Source organism: Arcicella sp. LKC2W, from assembly GCF_034931005.1.
Classification (GTDB): Bacteria; Bacteroidota; Bacteroidia; order Cytophagales; family Spirosomataceae; genus Arcicella.
Genome location: NZ_JAYGIN010000021.1, coordinates 1 through 16800 on the forward strand (window position 1 = coordinate 1; position 16800 = coordinate 16800).

The window sequence follows — 16800 nt, forward strand, 5'->3', positions numbered from 1 at the left end:
ATCAAGAATTACAATTAACAGAAGGTCTTTTTACAATTGAAGCAGAAGAGAGATTGGAAACAATCCAAATGGCAACAGACGTAGCAGAAAGCTGCTGTGTAGATGATAACGGAGATATTAAAGTTGACCTTTAGTAAAAACGATTGGGGTAGCCGAAAACCAATAAAAGAGTAGGCAAACAACCTAAATCAAACCAACCGATGAAAAATCAAGAATTACAATTAGCAGAAGGTCTTTTTACAATTGAAGCAGAAGAGAGATTGGAAACAATCCAAATGGCAACAGACGTAGCAGAAAGTTGCTGTGTAGATGATAACGGCGACATCAAAGTTGACCTTTTGTAGAAATTATCTGGGGGTGCCGAAAACCAGTAAGAGAGTAGGCAATTTTTACAACAAATCAATCTAAATGCAAGAATCATGACGGTAACAATACTTGGACTCGGACTGATAGGGGGTTCAATTGCTCTGAGCTTGAAAGAAAATAAATTTGCCGATTTAGTCATCGGTGTTGACAGTAACGTTGACCATATTTTAACAGCTCTCGACCTTAAAATTGTAGATAAAATCCTACGCTTGTCCGATGCCGTTACACAGGCAGATATTATCATTTTGGCAATTCCTGTGGATATGCTTTCAACGATGTTGCCTCATGTTTTGAATATGATTTCCGAAAACCAAGTAGTCATTGATGTTGGTTCTACCAAAAAAATAATCATTGATAAAATTAGGAATCACCCCAAAAGACAGAACTTTATCGCTACTCATCCTATGGCAGGAACTGAGTTTTCAGGGCCTAAAGCCGCCATTCCTAATCTTTTCGATTTCAAAAATTGTGTACTCTGTGATGTTGAGGATTCCAAGCCTGCATTGGTGGAAATAATTGAAAATATGTACACCAATGGGCTTAAAATGAAGGTTATGTATTTAGAATCTTCCTCGCATGACATTCACACGGCGTATATCTCTCATATTTCACATATTTGTTCATTCGCTTTGGCATCCACCGTGTTGGCAAAAGAAGAAAATGAAAACAATATTTTTAATTTAGCCAGTTCTGGGTTTGAATCTACGGTACGTTTGGCAAAGTCTAACCCTGAAACATGGATTCCCATTTTTAGACAAAATCAACAAAATATTATTGATGTTATGGACGAGTACATTAACACTCTCCAAGAATACAGAAATTTAATGCTTACGGGTGACTATGAAGTCTTAAAAAAGATGCTTTGGCAAGCCAATCAAATCAAGTATGTTCTTGATTAAAATAGGACGAATATCCTTCAAAAGGAAAATGATTTGCCTTGATTTTAGTCCTGTCTTTGCTCTGAGTACCATTTTTTCTTAAACCAAAAAGCAGCTCTCACCAACAAAATCAAAGCAGGAACTTCCACCAAAGGACCAATTACTCCTGCAAATGCCTGTCCGCTATTGATACCAAATATACCAATGGCAACGGCAATGGCTAACTCAAAATTATTGCCTGTTGCAGTAAAGGATATTGCTGTGTTTTGGGCATAATCTGCTCCCATTTTTTTCCCGATTAAGAAACTCACCAAAAACATAATGATAAAATAAATAACTAAAGGAATGGCAATTTTGAGGACATCAAACGGAATCTGAACGATTAGTTTTCCTTTTAAACTAAACATCAAAACAATGGTAAAAAGTAAAGATATTAAGGTAATGGGCGAGATAAATGGAACATATTTTTCATTAAACCATGTCAATCCTTTCCACTTAATTAGAAAATATCGGCTTATGATACCCGCAAAAAACGGTATTCCTAAATAAATTAAAACACTCTCCGCAATTTGCCCAATCGTGATGTTTACTTCCATACTTTTTACACCAAAATATGGAGGTAAAACCGTAATGAAAAGATAGGCATAAAGGCTATATAATAGAATTTGGAAAACGCTATTTAAAGCGACCAAACCTGCTGCATATTCACGATTCCCTTCCGCTAATTCATTCCAAACAATAACCATAGCAATACAACGAGCAATTCCTATTAAAATGAGTCCAACCATATATTCAGGCTGATTACGAAAGAATAATATGGCTAAAAAAAACATTAATATTGGACCAATTATCCAATTTAATAAAAGTGAAACACCCAATATTTTGGTATTTTTGAAGACTTCACCCATGTTCTCAAAACGAACTTTTGCCAAAGGCGGATACATCATCAGTATTAAGCCGATTGCTAATGGAATATTGGTTGTACCACTCGAAAATGAATTGATAAATCCAGATGAATCAGGTAGAAAATAGCCAATTCCTACGCCGATAAACATCGCTAAAAATATCCATAAGGTTAGATATTGGTCTAAAAAACTTAATTTTTTTCGTTGGGTAGGGTTACAATTCATTGCACTCATAAATATTGAAAGCTGTTTTAGTTAAAATTATGGAATGGAAAAAGGTATTTTTGGGTCAATACTTTACTACAAAAATCCTCATTTAGTGATGGAAGTATGTCTTTTATCAGTGAACCTGTTTAAACTTTCTGTGGTCAATTTTGTCGTGCGATAAAAATTAACTTAAACCGCTTCTTAGATTTTTACTGAGGGAAATTGCAAATTTAAACGGCACTCTTATTTTTAGAATTTCCCTTAATGAAATTTATACAAGGCAACTTTTGGCGTTTGTAGTGTTTGATGATATGATTCCATCTAAATATAATCTGAGTTTTTCGATGTTTTTTTCATCAATACAATAACAAATAGATTTGCCTTCAATACTTCCTCTGATAATACCAGCATTTTTTAATTCCCTTAAATGTTGAGAAACTGTCGGTTGTGCCAACGGAAGTTTATGCACAATATCCGAACAAATACATTCATCAACTGAAAGCAAATAGTCAATAATAGCCACTCTGGCTGGATGAGCAAGTGCTTTCAAAAGATTGGCGATTTCGTTTTGATGAGCAGAAAAGTTTTCTGTTTTTGTGAGTCCCATGATTGATATATTATAATATTGCAATATTACGATAATAAATCCTAAAAACATGAACTTACTAAATTTTACAATGTGCTTAATTTTTAAGAACAACGTTTAATCAACTCCAATATTTAAAATTTAATGGGCAATGAGGATAAAATCTGAATGGTCAGAAAAGTAAGAATTTGTAAGTGAAAAGCTGACAAGGTGATTATTGTCAGTGTGTTAAATTGAAAGTGTACACAAGTTGCTTGATATGTAGGGGTTAGATTTTAGTTGTTGGGGCAAGTTGGAACTCGCTATTAATCCGTCCTTCATGATGCTTTTATTGTTTCCCAAGCTTTTGTGTCAACATTATACTTTTTTATTACCCTTGCAGGATTACCAACGGCAACACAATAAGGTGGAATGTCTTTTGTAACAACAGCTCCGCCAGCAACTACACTGTGTTTTCCAATGGTTATGCCTGCCGTAATAACGGCATTTGCCCCAATCCAACAGTCATCTTCAACGGTAATGGTAGAAACCGTTTCCCCTTGTAAATAAATAGGTTTTTCAACATCCGTATAAATATGGTTTAACCCACTCATAACGATATTTTGGGCGAGAATAACGTTGTTTCCAATTGTTACAGGCCCAATAATTACATTGCCAATGCCAATTCTTGAATTATTGCCAATATTGACCGCACCAACGCCATTATTGATGGTTGCAAAGTCTTCAACCGTGCTAAAATCCCCAATATTAAAAGGTTGAAATGGTAAAACATCCATACGAGTACGTCGGCAAATGCTTGTGCCTTTTCCTTTTTTGTGAAAAAATGGATTAACAAACCATTGAACCCACAATCTTGGACGAGCCTGATGTTTGGGAATTAAGCACCAATGTACCAACTTCTTGAGTTTGGGATTTGATTTTATAGTTGAGATTATTGACATTTTTAGCTTTTGAAAAGATATTTTTTAATTCTCATTGTCAAGGCACTTTTAAGTCCACCGTCCAATTGGATACGGCGGTCGCTTGTCCAAACTCGTGCATCAAAACCATAAATTGCTTTAATTTTTCCACCAGCCTGTTGCAATCTCAATGCCATCATTCCATCTTCCGTTGCATTTTGTTCTACTACTCCTGCTGCTCCTCTAAAAGTTCTTTGAGTTTCAATATCATAGCCATTTATGTCAATTCCTTTTTGGCGAATAAATCCAGAATTGAATCCCAATGTATTGAGAAATGGTTGTGTTTTTTCTTTTTTTTGGATAATAAAACCGCTCAAAAACTCATAAAACGCATATTGCCAACGAGGTGTACTATCGCTTGGTAAAAATGAATAACTGCCGTGAACACAGTAAACTTGCTCATCTTTTATCATGCCTTCAACCATTGCCGTAATCCAACCAGCAGGATATAGGGTATCGCTATCACCTGTTAAAATATATTTTCCTTTGGCTTCGTGTAGTCCACGTGTACGGGCATGACCAACCCCTTGTTTGGTTTCCAGTACATTTTTTACCCCCAACGAATTGAGCAAGTAAGCCGTTCCATCTGTCGAATTATTGTCGATGACCAACAACTCAACAGCGTAGGTTGTATTGGTTTCGGACAAAGAAATCAAAGTATGCAAAATGCCTTCTTCTTCGTTCCAAGCAGGAATAACAACACTCACAATGGGGTTGTTTGCTGAAAATCGAGTCAATTTTTTCTTCAATTCCACAACATCAGCTCCTTCCATTTGTTTGAAACTGAGAGGTTTCTGAAGAATTGTCTTAACCCATTTTGGAATAGAAATATGTATCATAATTTTATGTTGCTCGTTTTGCTTTTTCCCAAATACCAGAAGTTAAACCATTTTTATACCTTAAATATCCTTTGATGGCACAATAATTCATGAAAGAAAAATAAAAGGGGACAAAGAGAAGTTTTATTCTAATCTTCTTATTTTCAAGATAATATCCAATAATTGCGAGTATATAAAAAGTGATTTGTGCAAACATCAAAAGTTGATAGATGAGGGCAGATTCAATAAATATTAAGGCAACGTTAAGAAGAAAAATAAGTGGCAAACAAAAGGGTGCAACCGCCCAACGCATCGCTCGGTGCGAAACGTATTGAAACGAAAGCAAGCCGTATTTAAAAATATTCCAAAGAAAACCCAAACGAGCAATGGATTGAAATCCGCCAGAGGCAATTCTGATTTTTCGTTTCATTTCTTCTTGAATCGAAAACGAAGGACGTTCACTTGCAAAGGCATTGGGTTCATAAATAACCCTGTACCCGTCGGCAGCAATTCTGAGCGAAACCATGAAATCATCTAAAAGAGTGTCTTTCTCAACTTCTCCAAACAATTTTGTTCGCACCGCAAAAAGCTCACCAGCCGCCCCAACTACCGAATATAGTTCAGTATCTAATTTCTTCAAAAATGATTCATATTTCCAATAAAGTCCTTCGCCTGCACCTGCGGCAGCTTCTGAACCTTCAGTTTCTATCCGTTTTTCGCCTGCAACTGCCCCAACCACAGGGTCTTGAAAATGCCTGACAATGTTTTTGATTACCTGATTATTCAAATTTGTATTGGCATCTGTAAAAATCACGATAGACGATTCAATGGTTTTTACTGCCATATTCATTGCCTCAATTTTGCCTCTACGAGTAGCACCGCCAATCAATTTCATGGTCGGATAGGTGCTGAGGTTTGATAAAATGTATTCGGTAGTACCATCGTTTGAGCCTTCTGTAACGAACAAAACCTCAAATTTGTCGGCTGGATAATCTAAACTATAACTGTTTTTTAGTTTGGCTTCGATACACGATATTTCGTTGTACGCAGGAATTGCCAACGTAACTCTTGGAAGAAAACTTGGGTCATTGTATTGTTTAAATTGTTTGCCCAAAACCTTCCTGATTTTGACTAAAACCCACGCAACTATTCCGTAACCGATATAGGTATAGACGACCAAACCAATACAGAACCAAAAAAATATTTCCAGAATAAGTGTCATTATTTTAAAGTTTGCAGTTAAAAATCACACATTCTCAGATTGTAGAAGTGCAGGAAATGTCATGAAAAATATTTTCATATCGTATTTGAAAGAGAAATTTCGGGCGTATTCAATATCTAATTCAATGCGTTCTTCTTCGGTCATTTCCTTTTTCCCTTTGCCTCTTTTGGTCACTTGCCAAAGTCCAGTTAATCCTCCAGGCCCAGCAAAACGTTCAATATATTTATCCGTTGTGAGTTTTTCGGCTTCATAAAGTGGCAACGGACGATTTCCAATTAATGACATATCGCCCATGAAAATATTAAAAAGTTGAGGAAGTTCATCAATGCTACTATTTCTTAAAAAACCGCCAAATTTGGTAATTCTTGGGTCATTCTGAAATTTCATGAAGGCAACCTTTTCTTTTTTCTCTGCTAAATATGTTTTTTCACAAACCACTTGTCCGTCCAAAAATAACTGTTGTTGACAGGCATTTTTTAAGGAACAATCCTCACATAATCCTTCAATTTTTTTCTCGTTGGTTTCTTTAGTGTACATATTCAACGACCCCATGTTTTTAATCATTTGGTCGGCATCTGTACGCATTGTTCTGAATTTATAGATTTCAAAAACTTTATAACCCGCCCCAACTCTCCGAGATTTATAGACAATCGGTCCTTTAGAATCTAATTTTATCAAAATAGCAACTACTGCCAAAATAGGAGAAAGTAAAAGCAAAGCCATACCCGTTGAAAAAACATCAATGGCACGTTTCCAAAAGGGAATTTTTACCGCTAAAATATTAGATTTTGCTTGCTGATTAGCCTGATAATGACGGCGTTTGATAAAATATTCTAAACGAGTCACTAAGTCACCTTTACTGAAGTCTTTCGGAAACAAATCGTCACCTTTCTTTTCGAGAACCTCTTTAAGGAGTCCTTGTGAAATTTGTTCGCTCGTGATAATGACAGGCAAAGTGCGTGTCCATCTTTCTGTTCTTACAGTTTCCAAAAATTTCAGTCCACCCATATTTCTACCAATAATGATAGCATCAGGCGGATATTTATTTTTGATAAATTCTAAACATTCTTCGGCACTTTCAAGCACTTTTACACTAAGTTTATCACCAAATTTTTTTAGGAAATTTACCGTTGTCAAATGGTCATTTTCAACTAAAATGACTTTTATCGTGAAGGAATCTTGTTGAGATTCATCTTGTTTGATAGTGTTCATAATTTAGTTTATTGAGGTTTAACTCTGCGTAAAATTGCCTTGATTTTGGCATGAACTTCCATTGGATTGAATGGCTTGAGCATAAAATCGTCAGCTCCTAAATTGAGGCATTCAATCCGTTCTTTACTTTCGTCTGTTCCAGACAAAATAATAATTGGAACATCGCTATAAAGATTACTTGCTCTGATTACTTTGATAAATTCCTTGCCGTTTAGGTTGGGCATATTGAGGTCTGCAATGATAAAATCTGGGTCATATCCTGATTCCAGCCAGTTCATGCCTTCCATTCCGTCGTTTTTGAGGGTCACTTCAAATTCTTTATTTAAGAAGTGTTCTAAAACTTTGCGGGTACTCGATTCGTCGTCAATAATTAATAATTTTATTTTTTGTTCCATGCTATTGGGCGATGATTATTTCATTCCATTTAGGTTTAAAAAATGTATTTTCTTAACGTTAGAAATTTGAAATCTTATGGGCAAATCAGAATTTTAAAGGAATCATTCTGACAGATTCTGAGGAACTCATGAAGCTTTCCAGAAGCAAGGATATTTGGCAAAAAATATAGCAAAAATTGTTCCAAAAAATATTTTTTTTAATAATTTGCTTGGAAATGTCGATTTTATGATGAAATACGATTTTCAAGACGTTTTATTATAAATTTTAGGGTTAAATGATTTTGCTTAGATAAAATTGGCTTACATATTGTGGTTAATAATCAGGCATTTAGGCTTGAGTAATCTTAAATTTTCTAAAAATCGTATTGTTAAATAATTTATTGCCAATTTTAAGGAGAAATCAGTACAGAACTTCAAAAAATATGAAAATACAGCAAATAGCATTTGAGGAAAACAATTGGTTGAACGCCTCGCAACAAGGAGACATTAATACGGCAAATGTTCAGTTAGTTCTGGCATTTGGCGAACGTAAGTGTTTAGAAAAAGTTCAGCCCTTTGACCATTTGAGAGCCTTGTATCCCAATGCCGAAATTGTGATAAATTCGACTGCTGGTGAAATCTATCAGGATAAAGTTTATAGCGATACGATTACTGTTACCGCCATTGAGTTTGAAAAAGTGGTCATCAAAACAACACAAGTATCTATTCAAAATCATTTACAAAGTTCAGAAGTGGGCGAAAAATTAGCTCAAAATCTTATTACAGATGATTTGGCAGCAATATTTATTATTTCAGACGGTGCCAATGTGAATGGTAGCGAACTAATTGCTGCCTTGAATAAAAAAACTAATAATAAAATACCAATGTCGGGCGGATTAGCAGGAGATGATGCTCGCTTTGAAAAAACCTTAGTGGGGCTTAACCAAAATCCTACTTCTGGAAATATTGTTGGGATTGGTTTTTATGGAGATAGCCTAAAAATCGGTCATGGAACTATGGGAGGTTGGGAAGGATTCGGTCCTGAAAGAGAAGTTACCGAATCAGAGTATAATGTTTTGTATAGAATTGGGGATAAAGCAGCACTTGATATTTATAAAGAATATTTAGGAAAATATGCCGATGAATTACCAGGAGCAGCCTTACTTTTTCCACTGTCGATGCGGGCAACAGAAGATGATGAACCCGTAGTAAGAACAATTCTATCTATTGACGAAGACAAAAAGAGTATGACTTTTGCAGGCGATATGCCCAAAGGTGCTTTGGTAAGATTTATGAAGGCAAATTTAGATAGAGTTATTGATGCGTCGGCTGAAGCTGCCCAAAACGCTATTTTGGATTTTAATAACGCACCTGAATTAGCTATTTTAGTAAGTTGTGTTGGTAGAAAATTAGTAATGGGACAACGTACCGAAGAAGAAGTAGAAGCAGTAAGAGAAATTTTTGGTGATAAAACGGTTATCACTGGTTTTTATTCTTACGGAGAAATGTCGCCACACAATCCCAATGCTCGATGTGAATTGCATAATCAAACAATGACAATAACCACTTTTTCTGAACTTTAATTTTATATGGATACTTCAAACTTTCACCGTTTACTGAATAAGCAAATATCAAAACATCTCCCCGCAGACAGTTTGAAAAATGAGCATCTTCAAAATTTTATAAAAGCTATTAATGAGTCATATTTTAATTTTGAGAGGGATAAGGAGTTGTTTGAACATTCATCGCTATTGAATGAAAAAGAATATGCTGAAATTAATGAAAAACTGAAAAAGGAAATAAAACAAAGACGACTTTCGGTAGATAAATTGATTGATGCCATTTACTCTTTGGAAGAAAAAGAAGGTCTTGAAGCTAACAAAATTATTGACTCCAATAATCTCTTGGTTTTGGTAGATTACCTACAAGTTCAGATTGATAATCGGAAAAAAATGGAGGCTGAATTACGCTTAGCCAAAGAATTAGCCGAAAATGCCACACAGGCAAAATCTGAATTTTTGTCGATGATGAGTCACGAAATTAGAACCCCTCTGAATGCCATTGTAGGTATGACATATCTGATGCAGCAAGAGGAAGTTTCGGATAATATGGCTGAAAACCTTAAAATTTTGCAGTTTTCAACAGATAATCTTCATGCCTTAATCAATGATATTTTAGATTTTAGCAAAATTGAAGCAGGAAAAGTAGAGTTGGAAAAAGCTCCGTTTGACTTGAAACAGTTGATTTCTAATATCAAGAAAGCCAATCAAATAAAAGCAGAAGAAAAACAAAATTCAATCAAGTTAATGATTGATGATGATGTGCCAAATCTGATTATTGGCGACTCGCTGAGGTTAGGGCAAATTGTCTCAAATTTGGTTTCTAATGCGGTGAAATTTACCAAAAATGGGAGTATCACCGTAGAATTGACTTTGCAAAAACGTGCTGGGAATAATGCCATTTTGGGTTTTTCGGTAACAGATACGGGTATTGGTATTGAGCCACATAAGCAACAATTAATTTTTGATAAATTTACTCAAGCCAACTCAGAGACGACTCGTGAATTTGGAGGAACAGGTTTAGGTTTAGTTATCACAAAAAAGCTCTTACAATTGCACGGGAGCGAAATAAAACTATTTAGTGAGGCAGGAAAAGGAGCAAAATTCTATTTCTCGGTTGAACTTGAAGTGGCTTCTGATGTTATTAAACTGAAAAAAGACATCAATTTGGAGTTTCAAGAGGAAGATATTTTGAAAGGAGTAAAAGTACTTTTGGTTGAAGATTATCCAGTAAATATCAAGGTTGCTACTAAGTTTTTGGAACGATGGAAAGTAAATATTGACATCGCTGAAAATGGAAAAATTGCTCTTGAAAAATTTGAAACGGGCAAATATGATGTAGTTTTAATGGATATTCAAATGCCAATTATGGACGGATATACTGCCACTTCAGAAATTAGAAAAATAGATATAAATGTGCCAATTATTGCTCTGACGGCTTCGGCAACCCTTAATAATCAAGACCGAGCTTTTACCGTTGGTATGAATGATTATATAACTAAGCCATTCAATCCGAAGGAGTTATTTAACAAAATTGCCAAATTTAGTGTAAAATCCTAAAAGATAATGTTGAAATTTTGGGTTGATAATCCCTGACGGTGTTTACAAAATTCGTCAGGGATTATTGAACCTGTTTAACGTTTCTCTTAATGTTGGTAAATATCCTTCCAATTCTTCAATAAATCCTTGTACCGAAACGCTGAGTTCTTCATTCGGATTTTCTTTGGCTATTTTTTCAATTTCAATAATTTTTGGCTCCATCGAAGTTAAACCTACCATGGCTAAAGTTGGTTTCAATTTATGAGCTTCTTTACTGATTTCTTCCCAATCTTGATTGCTCGCATGTAATTGTAATTGATAAATATCAGGCAAAACATCATTCAAAAATGTCTGAAACATTTCGGCAGCATATTCTTTATCCTCTCCATAAAGTTGTTCTAAACTTAGTTGGTCTAAAGTATAGGTAATTTTTGAGTTATCATTTTTACTTTCAGGACTACTGCCTATGTATCTCTGTAAAATGCTCAAAAGGTTATTCGGAGCGAATGGTTTAGTTACAAAATCATTCATTCCTGCCGACATAGCTTTACTCTTTTGGTCTAACATGGCAGAAGCTGTGAGTGCAACAATTGGCGTTTTTTGATTTAGACATTTTGTATTTCTAATGGTAATTGATGCCTCATAACCGTCCATGTTGGGCATCTGGATATCCATTAAAATTAAGTCGAAAAGTTGCTTTTGAGCCTGTTCTACCGCTTTTTTTCCATCAGAAGCAATGATAAAGTTTACCTCCCATTTGGTTAATAAACTGCTGATGTATTTTTGATTCATGATGTTGTCTTCGGCAACCAAAATCCGAGAACCATTTATATTTTTAGGAGCAACCTGTATTTCATGAGTGGTGGGTATTATTTCGGTTTCAGATTTTCGGTACGGCAACATGAACGTAAAAGTTGAGCCAATCCCTTCTTGACTATCAACTCTTATGGTACCCCCTTGAATTTCAACCAATTGCTTGGTAATTGCTAAGCCTAAACCTGTGCCTTTGTGCTTATGACCGTGAGCATTTATTTGTTTGAATTTTTGGAAAATCATATCCACTTTATCGGCTGGAATACCGCTTCCTGTGTCTTCAATTTTGAACTCTATCCAATCAAATTCTTCATCTTGTTTTTTCTGTTTTACGATAATATCAATAGACCCTTTTTCTGTAAATTTTTCGGCATTGCCAATGATATTTAGTAAAATTTGGTTCAAAATCAAATCGTCACCAATGTAATAACCTGATATTCTCCCATCAATCATTAAGTTTAATTCAATCGGTTTGTTTTCAATTTTAATCTGAAATAACCTTTGCGTGGTTCTTAATAAACCTGCCAAATCGAATGGATGGTTTTGTACTTCCACTTTTCCTGCTTCAATTTTTGCCATATCGAGTAAATCAGAGATGAGTGTTAATAAGAAATCAGCCGATGTTTTGAGAATATCCAAATACTCATATTGTTGTTTATTCGGACGAGTATCAAATAACAAGTGAGTCATACCAATAATGGCATTCAGAGGTGTTCTGATTTCATGACTCATATTGGCTAAAAACTGTTTTTCTGACTGTCGTGCCTGTTCGGCGATTAATTTTGCCTGTTCGAGTTCTTGTTCTAATAATTTACGTTCGGTAATATCATAATGAATACCCATTGAACCAACAACCTCACCATCTTCTCCAAAAATAGGAGCTCCGCTAATAATTACCCAAAGGCGACTACCATCTTTCTTTTTGAGTTGTAATTCATAAGAAGAAGCACTTCCTTTTTTACGTTCATCTTGATTTTGACTTAAAACTTGCTCAAATTCATGAGGTAAAAATAATTTTTGGGCAGATTTGCCAACTAATTCCTCTTGAGTATAGCCTATCATCTGGCAAAAACTATCGTAGGCTCTAATGATAATTTGGTCATTGTCAACTTCCAGCAGTCCAAGTTCCATATTATCCATAATTCCCCGATATTTTTCCTCACTTTTGCGTATCAATTCACGAGCATTGTATTGTTCGGTAATGTCGGAATATTCCCAAAGGTGTCCACGATATTGTTTTTCCAAGAAAATAGGAATGTAGGTTCTCAGTAAAATTCTACCATCTGCCATCTGTAGATTTTCATCAACAATTAGCCGTTTTTTTTCTAAAATTTTATTGATTTTCGCAATAAAAATATTAGGATGTTTAAAAAGGTGTTTAGACTGCTCGGCAGCATTTGAATAATCCATGCCAATCAGTAATTCTGGTTTTGTTTCAATACCAAACGTATCACAAAACTGTTGATTCACTAAGACAATTTTACGGTTTTCATCTTCCACTAAAACACCTTTTTGGAGATTGGTAATGAGGGTTGATAATCGAGTTTGTGTTGCTCTTAATGAATCTTCTGTGGCTTTTCTGTCTGAAATATCTCTGGCTACTGCTACCAATTCTGTAACCGTATTTTCACTTTGAATCAGGCGAACTGTCTGCCCAATCCAGATAATTTGTCCATTTTTGGCAATTACTGGAAATTCGGTATAAGTGCTTTCAATTCTTCTTTTAATCATTGTTCGATAACTTTCTAACAATGATTCTACAAAATTTGGTACGATAAGTTTGGAAAAATGCTGACCGATGATTTCCTTTTCGGTATATCCTAACCGATTTTTAACGACACTATTGACAAAGGTAAAATAGCCTTCGGGAGATATTTTATAGATAATATCCTGAACCGATTCTATTAATTCTTGATAGTTTTTTTCAGTCTTTTGTAATTCTGCAATTCCTGCTTGTACCTGTTTGGCAAGATTTTCGTTGAGGTCTTTTAACTGTTCGTTGGTGGTATGTAAAGCCAATGCTTTTTCTTCCAAGATATTCTCGGCTTGTTTGCGGGCTTTTTGCTCCCTTTCTATACGACGTTTGAGTAATTCAAGCTCCTCCATACTATTTTTTGATAATTACAAACTTTGTACTGCTTCCGTCTTCATTTAATGGAATTTGTGAAATTTCGACATTTTCTTGATAATATTCAATACATCCTTCAATTAAACCGAAAGCTAAATCAGCCATTTTTCGAGCTGAAGTATACGTCATAATTAAAGTATTTTCGTCGGGTCTTTCAATATCAAAATGTGGTAGTTCTGCATCTGGATACAGTTTCTGAACCTCAACATGAATATAATTGTGAATTGATGCCAAAAAGGTAAAAGCATCAGGGGCTTTTGCCATGAAATGACTATATGTTTTGGTGAAAGTTTTGAATAAATATCCACCAAAAATTTTGAGTAATTCGTTGATTGGAATATTGGTTTGGTTGCCCAAGTTTATTACCAAACTGACCATTTCGGTATGTTGGTATGTGCCAACGGAAGTATAAATGCCATCCGACGGTAATTCAGTGGTTGAAAGTAAATTATCGACCATTTTATAGCCAAATTTTTCTTCGACCATCTCAAGAAATTCTGTAAATACGATGCCTTTCATAATAATTTTGACGGTAAATTATATTGTGTTTTACTTCATTATTCTATGTCACCAAGACACTAAGTCAAAATGGTTTTGTGAAAAATGGGTGATAGAGCATGATTTCCTCTAAAATATTCATTTCCAATTAAAAACACCCTATTTCTTAGTGTAATTGAGTCTTTGTGGTTAATTTATTATGCTTTTATATGCTTTCCATGCCAAATCCCAAAGTAATGTTATTCTATTTTCCCAAGCATTTCCCTTTGCTGCCTCAAATCGTTCATGTTTTTTCTCTAATGAATTATCATTAATTGCTTCTGGAATCATTTTTAAAAATGCTTCGTGATTATTAGCTAAATAAATACTGTTTTCAAAACTGGCAATATCTTCTGAAAAATTGGTGGTAACAACTGCTTTTCCAGCGGCTAAATATTCATTGATTTTTAGAGGATAAATACCACCCGTTAAATTGGTTTTGGCAAAAGGAATGATGGTACAATCAAAATATTGAAGATAGGCAGGCAATTCCTCAATCCGCTTTGAACTCACAAAAACGATGTTTTTATAGTCATCAAGTCTGATTTTTGTAAACTCTTTATCTTTTCTTGGACCAACAATCACGAGTGTTTTGTCAGGATTTTGTTCCGCAATTTTTACCATCAAATCATAATCTATTCGCTGACAAACCGCCCCAGTGTATCCAATGATGGGTGTTTTGATATTTTCTAATTCTTTTGGTTTGGGTAAAGTTTCTAAAAAAGCTTTTTTGAATAAATGTACATCGCCTCCATTTGGAAAATAATTGACGGTTTTATTATTTCTCGCTGAGATATTTCTGCATAATTGTTTGGAGGTTGCCATTGCCATATCATAATGGCGAACACAAATATTTTCTTTCACCAAGCCATGTCCTTTTACTTCCTCGATGGCATCTCGACTATGATAGATACTCAATGTTGGCGACAAATATTTGTCAATTTTTGCTAAATAATTTGGGTTAAAAGAATTGATAAATATATAATTTTTAAAGCCTTTTTCCCGACAAATTCTTTTGATGACATTACTCAACTGACGGTCGTTATAATCGCTCGCAAAATCATATAATTTGCCTGCTGGTAAGGAGTAAATCGGTAAGGCGGGTTTGGGAGTGACCGCCACAAAATTTTCTGATTGCTCTGGGATATTTACTAAATAATCTTTGCCCCAAAGTAGTGCATTCATGCGTTTTTTGACGGAAGGTTTGTTTCTTTCACGCCAAACATCAGCCCAAGAATAAGGATAATCAATATAAAATACTTGGTTATTCCGACTCAAAACTTTTGCCAATGCCAAAGAAGCCGACGACACATCTCCATCCCATCGAGACATCGAAATGATGAAAATTGGTAATTTATGGAAGTCTTCTTGGTTTATCATGGTTTTGAAAGCGTAATATTATTTCTACAAGTATAAATCTTTACGAGAAATTGGTTTTTTCTTTTTCAATTTTCTCCCTGCCCTAAATCCAATAATTAGTGCTATTAAAACGGGTGGCAAAATAAAATTCCAAGGCATATTTTTAGATTATTGTAACCCAGACTTTAGTCTGAAAAAAAACCAATGGTCACTTCCAGAAAAGTCGGTATTACTTTTCTGAATCTTCTCCATGTGGTGTATGAATAAATTGTTTTCTGGCTTTTCCGATATTTAAAGCAGATTTCAAAATAGAAATTATGGCACTAGGAATTTGCAAAAAAGCATTTACCAAATCTTTATTATACCATTTTGTAGGAATCCCCATAAGCAAAGATACTGCCAATGCAATAAACAGAAAAATGCTGAAAATCAATAAATTACCTGCAAAAAAGAAGCAAAATATAATCCATAATCCCAAAACTGCTACTAATAAAACTCTTGGAAATAAGTAGGTTTGGAATACTTTATTGAAAAAAGAAATATTGCCTCTGAATAACTGAATCCAACCTTCAATAAAATACTTCTCAAAAAACTCAACTTGGGTTGCCAGCCATCTACTTCGTTGCTGACTAAAAACATCGGTTTTGGCTACTTTTTCATCATAAACATATTCTCCATCCAAAAAAGCAACGTCTTTTCTAAGTCGCATCAGTCTGAATTCTAATTCTTTATCTTCGCCAGAGGTTTCGCCGATGTCGGTTAAAAGCTCAATGAACAATTGCCAATCAAAAGCCATTCCACTACCAATGAGGGCAGAAGGCAAACCCGCAGCGACGTGTCCTCTTCTGAAAATATGGTTATTGATTTCCTCTGTGCAAGCATCCAACAAGGCAAATGGCGTTTGGGTATTTTTGGCGGTTCGATGTCCTTGTACCGCTTGAAAACCTGCCTCAAAAGCATTATTGACAGCGTGTAAAAATCCTTTTCCAATATGGTTATCAGCATCCAAAATCAGTAAAATATCAACCGATTTATTTTGTGTTGCTTCAATGGCTTTTTGTAGTGCTTTTCCTTTGGTACTTTTCTCAAAATGAACTTCTACTACTCGAATCGGCAAAGAATTTAAGGTTTTTAAAGTTGCTTCACTGAAAGAATCGGCAATGATAACTACTTCAAATAATTCCTTTGGATAATCTTGTTCGAGAATATTTTTTGCCGTTGAAATAATGACTGAATCTTCTTTATATCCTGGAACAAAAATGCGTATTTTTCGCAATTTGGACGCTTGGAGAAAGCTTTTTTTCTTCGAAATTTTTCCCAAAATCGAAAAAAAAAGCA

15 protein-coding genes are annotated in these 16800 nt (G+C 34.9%); 4 read left to right on the top strand and 11 right to left on the bottom strand.

Going from position 1 to position 16800, the window contains the following annotated elements:
* Positions 1–200 precede the first annotated feature (200 nt).
* Positions 201–344 (top strand): hypothetical protein, encoded by a 144-nt coding sequence (locus VB796_RS17055; protein ID WP_323347780.1) that lies wholly within the window; start codon positions 201–203, stop codon positions 342–344.
* Positions 345–419: 75 nt separating this feature from the next.
* Positions 420–1265, top strand: a complete 846-nt coding sequence (locus VB796_RS17060) for a prephenate dehydrogenase (protein ID WP_323347781.1) — start codon at positions 420–422, stop codon at positions 1263–1265.
* Between the two features lie 44 nt (positions 1266–1309).
* Here VB796_RS17060 and arsB read toward each other — a convergent pair whose 3' ends face one another.
* From arsB to VB796_RS17095, 7 genes are all read right to left on the bottom strand, one after another.
* Positions 1310–2383, bottom strand: coding sequence for an ACR3 family arsenite efflux transporter (arsB, locus tag VB796_RS17065; protein ID WP_323347782.1), 1074 nt, complete (start codon positions 2381–2383; stop codon positions 1310–1312).
* 244 nt (positions 2384–2627) lie between these two features.
* On the bottom strand, positions 2628–2963 hold the full coding sequence (locus tag VB796_RS17070; RefSeq protein WP_323347783.1) for a metalloregulator ArsR/SmtB family transcription factor: 336 nt from the start codon (positions 2961–2963) through the stop codon (positions 2628–2630).
* A 296-nt stretch (positions 2964–3259) separates the two neighbouring features.
* On the bottom strand, positions 3260–3883 hold the full coding sequence (locus VB796_RS17075) for an acyltransferase (RefSeq protein ID WP_323347784.1): 624 nt from the start codon (positions 3881–3883) through the stop codon (positions 3260–3262).
* 2 nt (positions 3884–3885) lie between these two features.
* A complete protein-coding gene (locus VB796_RS17080) occupies positions 3886–4740 on the bottom strand; it encodes a glycosyltransferase family 2 protein (protein WP_323347785.1) in 855 nt (284 codons plus the stop codon).
* A 4-nt stretch (positions 4741–4744) separates the two neighbouring features.
* Positions 4745–5941, bottom strand: a complete 1197-nt coding sequence (locus VB796_RS17085; RefSeq protein ID WP_323347786.1) for a glycosyltransferase family 2 protein — start codon at positions 5939–5941, stop codon at positions 4745–4747.
* Between the two features lie 24 nt (positions 5942–5965).
* Positions 5966–7153, bottom strand: coding sequence for a sugar transferase (locus VB796_RS17090; protein ID WP_323347787.1), 1188 nt, complete (start codon positions 7151–7153; stop codon positions 5966–5968).
* A gap of 8 nt (positions 7154–7161) precedes the next feature.
* Positions 7162–7548: a response regulator transcription factor gene (locus VB796_RS17095; RefSeq protein WP_323347788.1), complete on the bottom strand. Its 387-nt coding sequence runs from the start codon at positions 7546–7548 to the stop codon at positions 7162–7164.
* Positions 7549–7970: 422 nt separating this feature from the next.
* Between VB796_RS17095 and VB796_RS17100 the strand changes: the two genes are divergently transcribed.
* Complete coding sequence (locus VB796_RS17100; RefSeq protein ID WP_323347789.1) at positions 7971–9110, top strand: FIST signal transduction protein; 1140 nt, start codon at positions 7971–7973, stop codon at positions 9108–9110.
* 6 nt (positions 9111–9116) lie between these two features.
* Positions 9117–10646 carry a response regulator gene (locus VB796_RS17105; RefSeq protein ID WP_323347790.1) on the top strand — a complete coding sequence of 510 codons (1530 nt, stop codon included), beginning with the start codon at positions 9117–9119 and terminating at the stop codon, positions 10644–10646.
* Between the two features lie 54 nt (positions 10647–10700).
* Here VB796_RS17105 and VB796_RS17110 read toward each other — a convergent pair whose 3' ends face one another.
* The 4 genes from VB796_RS17110 to VB796_RS17125 form a co-directional block, all read right to left on the bottom strand.
* On the bottom strand, positions 10701–13544 hold the full coding sequence (locus VB796_RS17110; RefSeq protein ID WP_323347791.1) for a PAS domain S-box protein: 2844 nt from the start codon (positions 13542–13544) through the stop codon (positions 10701–10703).
* Between the two features lies 1 nt (position 13545).
* Positions 13546–14085, bottom strand: coding sequence for a heme NO-binding domain-containing protein (locus VB796_RS17115; protein ID WP_323347792.1), 540 nt, complete (start codon positions 14083–14085; stop codon positions 13546–13548).
* A 168-nt stretch (positions 14086–14253) separates the two neighbouring features.
* Positions 14254–15483, bottom strand: coding sequence for a glycosyltransferase (locus tag VB796_RS17120; protein ID WP_323347793.1), 1230 nt, complete (start codon positions 15481–15483; stop codon positions 14254–14256).
* A 208-nt stretch (positions 15484–15691) separates the two neighbouring features.
* Positions 15692–16738, bottom strand: coding sequence for a glycosyltransferase (locus VB796_RS17125; protein WP_323347794.1), 1047 nt, complete (start codon positions 16736–16738; stop codon positions 15692–15694).
* Positions 16739–16800 lie beyond the last annotated feature (62 nt).

Coding starts and splice junctions, on each gene's coding strand:
- VB796_RS17115 (WP_323347792.1), bottom strand. CDS start 14,085: ATGAAAGGCATCGTATTTACAGAATTTCTTGAGATGGTCGAAGAAAAA.
- VB796_RS17105 (WP_323347790.1), top strand. CDS start 9,117: ATGGATACTTCAAACTTTCACCGTTTACTGAATAAGCAAATATCAAAA.
- VB796_RS17080 (WP_323347785.1), bottom strand. CDS start 4,740: ATGATACATATTTCTATTCCAAAATGGGTTAAGACAATTCTTCAGAAA.
- VB796_RS17100 (WP_323347789.1), top strand. CDS start 7,971: ATGAAAATACAGCAAATAGCATTTGAGGAAAACAATTGGTTGAACGCC.
- VB796_RS17095 (WP_323347788.1), bottom strand. CDS start 7,548: ATGGAACAAAAAATAAAATTATTAATTATTGACGACGAATCGAGTACC.
- VB796_RS17120 (WP_323347793.1), bottom strand. CDS start 15,483: ATGATAAACCAAGAAGACTTCCATAAATTACCAATTTTCATCATTTCG.
- arsB (WP_323347782.1), bottom strand. CDS start 2,383: ATGAGTGCAATGAATTGTAACCCTACCCAACGAAAAAAATTAAGTTTT.
- VB796_RS17070 (WP_323347783.1), bottom strand. CDS start 2,963: ATGGGACTCACAAAAACAGAAAACTTTTCTGCTCATCAAAACGAAATC.
- VB796_RS17110 (WP_323347791.1), bottom strand. CDS start 13,544: ATGGAGGAGCTTGAATTACTCAAACGTCGTATAGAAAGGGAGCAAAAA.
- VB796_RS17075 (WP_323347784.1), bottom strand. CDS start 3,883: ATGTCAATAATCTCAACTATAAAATCAAATCCCAAACTCAAGAAGTTG.
- VB796_RS17055 (WP_323347780.1), top strand. CDS start 201: ATGAAAAATCAAGAATTACAATTAGCAGAAGGTCTTTTTACAATTGAA.
- VB796_RS17085 (WP_323347786.1), bottom strand. CDS start 5,941: ATGACACTTATTCTGGAAATATTTTTTTGGTTCTGTATTGGTTTGGTC.
- VB796_RS17060 (WP_323347781.1), top strand. CDS start 420: ATGACGGTAACAATACTTGGACTCGGACTGATAGGGGGTTCAATTGCT.
- VB796_RS17090 (WP_323347787.1), bottom strand. CDS start 7,153: ATGAACACTATCAAACAAGATGAATCTCAACAAGATTCCTTCACGATA.